The organism is Ideonella sp. P3_A4 (assembly GCF_056403075.1).
This window is the reverse complement of the sequence record NZ_JBFUGE010000722.1, coordinates 1-2757: the sequence shown is the minus strand read 5'-3', so window position 1 is coordinate 2757 and position 2757 is coordinate 1. Positions and strand designations below refer to the sequence as shown.

The window sequence follows — 2757 nt, the reverse complement described above, 5'->3', positions numbered from 1 at the left end:
ACCTGCAACTGGCGCGGGTCGGGCTGATCGAAGCCCTGGACCGCTACGATCCAGCGGGGGGCGCACAGTTCAAGACCTTTGCGGCTCGCCGCGTTCGAGGGGCGGTTCTGGACGGAATCACCCTGCTGAGCGAAAAGCATGGCCAGATCCACGCACGACGCCGGGTCCTGGACGCTCGGGCGGAAAGCGTCGCTGCCAGTGCGGCGGGCGAATCGAAGGGCGACCTCTTTTCTTATCTGGCGGAAGTCGGCATGGGGTTGGCCCTCGGCTTCATGCTCGAAGAAACGGGCATGTTCGACGCCGGCGCACGATCGTCAGCAGCCGACCCGCTGTACAGCGCCGTCGAACTCAATCAAAGCAAGCAGCGGTTGCACGGCTTGATCGACAACCTGTCGCCTCCGGAGCGGAAAGTGATTCACCACCACTACCTGCAAGGCGTGGCCTTCGAAGACATTGCCCTCGAGATGAACCTGACCAAGGGGCGCATCTCCCAGATTCACAAGAAGGCGCTGGCCCGATTGCGCCATTGGATGGCCGAGCGCCATGCCTGCGATGCCTCTTTTTGACGAGTGACCTGCATCGCGCCTGACAATTCAACCGACGACTGCATCTTCAAGCTTCGATGAACTCCATGTCCAATCCTCCCGCCCTGGCCCAGCTCGAAGGCTTCCTCGACCAAGACCCCGGCAACGACAGCCTGCGGTCGGAAGCATTTCAGACGGCCTTGAGACTCGGCGCGCGCGACCGCGCGCAAGTGCATCTGCAGACGGGGCTTGCCTCAGGCGTCAACCCGTTGGCGTGGCGGCTGCATCAGGCTCATTGGCTGATGGCTGCGCACGATTGGGCTGCGGCGCGCGAGGTGCTCGCAGCGCTGCAGAACGAGCCTGGTGCGCCCGTCGAGCTGGTGACCTGTGCGGTTCAAGACCAGGCCCAGATCGCGTTGCGCGAGGGCGATGCGGAGCAAGGGCTGTCGCTGCTGGCGCCGCTGATGCCGGCGGCCGATGGTGCTGGTGCCCCGCCCGAGCAATCGCTGCAGACGCTGTGGCTGCGCCTGATGCACCGCGCGGACAAGCTGAGGGAAGCGATGACCGAGGCGAAAAGCTGGGCGAAGGCCGGGGTGCTGAGCGCGGATGCTGCCGGCGTCGCCTCGCTTATCGCACTCGATGCCGAAGAGCCTCGGCTCAGCCAGGCGTGGGCTGAAGGGGCGTTGGCACACAAGCCGCGCCAGATGGAAGCGCTGGTCGCACGGGCCAGCATTGCACTGGGCGAACAGAACCCGAAGAGGGCGAAAGACCTGCTGGCGGTGGCCCTGGAACAGAACCCGAACGACGGCCGCTCGTTGTCAGCCCTGGCATTTGCCGAGATGCTGGCCGGCGAATTGAGCCAGGCTCGCCAGACCTTCCAGCGTGCATTGCAGAACATGCCCGAGCACATCGGCACCTGGCACGGCCTCGGCTGGGCCGCGCTGGTGCAAGGCGATCTGCCTGCAGCGCGTTCGGCATTCGACCAATCGATGCTGCTCGACCGCAACTTCGCCGAAAGCCACGGCGGTTTGGCGGTGGTGCTGGCCAGCAGCGGAGATCGGGCCGGCGCAGAAGCTGCGATCAACATCGCCCTGCGCCTTGACCGGGCCTGCATGTCGGCGCACTACGCGCAGGCCGTGCTGGATGGCTCGGCGAAGGATGCAGAGGCGATGCAGAAGCTGGCGATGCGGTTGATGGCAGCGCGGCAAAAGAAGAGTTGATGGGGGTGGGGGATTTGGTGGGAGGAGACTCGGCAGCCAGTCTTCACCCAACCTGCTCGAAGTGCACGCGGGCAACGCAGTGCTGGCCGCTTCGATCCACGACCACGTGGCCTGGCTGCAGCGCTGCGCAGCCGAGTTGCAGCGTCAGATCAACGACCACATCGACGGCCACCCGCAACTGCGGCAGGACGCAGAGCTGATCGCCAGCATCCCGGGGATCGGCCAAGTCACCACACCCAAGGTGTTGGCCTTCCTTGGGGACGTGCGGCACTTCAAGAATGCCAAGGCGCCGCCTTCATCGGTGTGACGCCTCGACAGGAGTCTGGCAGCTCGGTGCGAGGGCGTTCCATGCTCAGCCGCGCTGGCCACGTACAGATGCGTACAGCCTTGTACATGCCAGCACTGGTGGCCTCGCGGCACAACCCTGTCGTGAAGGCCTTCGGCGACAGGCTGCGTACCGCTGGCCTGGCGCCCAAGGCCGTGGTGGGTGCGTGCATGCACAAGCTGGCCATGCTGATCTACGGGGTGCTTCGCTCAGGAGTGCCGTTCGACCCGCGGATCGCGCGCCTGAGCTTGACTTCCAAGACGGTATCTGAGTCCGGGTTTTTATCGGCCCGCCCTGACGCTCATATCTTAGTGTCTAGGGATAGACACATTTGCTTGATCGTTATTTCAGAACAGCCAGAGTGTTTACATTGGCACTGCTATCAGTCAAACATTTAAGTAGGGTGGGATACAGCCCCGCGCTAACCTCGAAATAGGATTTGACGGCTTTGCAATTTGGTGAGGACGGGGGGCGCTCTTCATCGCAGCCCCAATCCTTCCACTTCAACCCGTAATCCTTTTCGATCCATCCCCTGACGAACGTGCCCCAATCGTTGATGCTATAGATATTGTCGTATGCGGTTATTGCTCCTTCAAATGCAATCAAATCTGCTTGATTTGTATTGCGAATTTTTTCGCGGAAACAAGAAATTGTCTGCTTGGCTACCATTGATGAATAGGCTCTGACC

General features: G+C 62.4%; 3 protein-coding genes and 1 pseudogene. 3 read left to right on the top strand and 1 reads right to left on the bottom strand.

Annotated features, from left to right (window positions below; all coding sequences use genetic code 11):
• From AC1DYI_RS31740 to AC1DYI_RS31730, 3 genes and pseudogenes are all read left to right on the top strand, one after another.
• The coding region (locus tag AC1DYI_RS31740) for a sigma-70 family RNA polymerase sigma factor (protein WP_477208096.1) at positions 1-566 on the top strand (566 nt) is incomplete at its 5' end.
• Between the two features lie 65 nt (positions 567-631).
• Positions 632-1744, top strand: coding sequence for a tetratricopeptide repeat protein (locus tag AC1DYI_RS31735; RefSeq protein WP_477208095.1), 1113 nt, complete (start codon positions 632-634; stop codon positions 1742-1744).
• Positions 1745-1805: 61 nt separating this feature from the next.
• A pseudogene (locus AC1DYI_RS31730) lies at positions 1806-2467 on the top strand (transposase).
• Here the strand turns inward: AC1DYI_RS31730 and AC1DYI_RS31725 are convergent.
• A partial coding sequence (locus tag AC1DYI_RS31725; RefSeq protein ID WP_477208094.1) for a hypothetical protein occupies positions 2412-2757 on the bottom strand: 346 nt, incomplete at its 5' end. The pseudogene AC1DYI_RS31730 and the gene AC1DYI_RS31725 sit on opposite strands and share 56 nt — an antisense overlap.

Coding starts and splice junctions, on each gene's coding strand:
- AC1DYI_RS31735 (WP_477208095.1), top strand. CDS start 632: ATGTCCAATCCTCCCGCCCTGGCCCAGCTCGAAGGCTTCCTCGACCAA.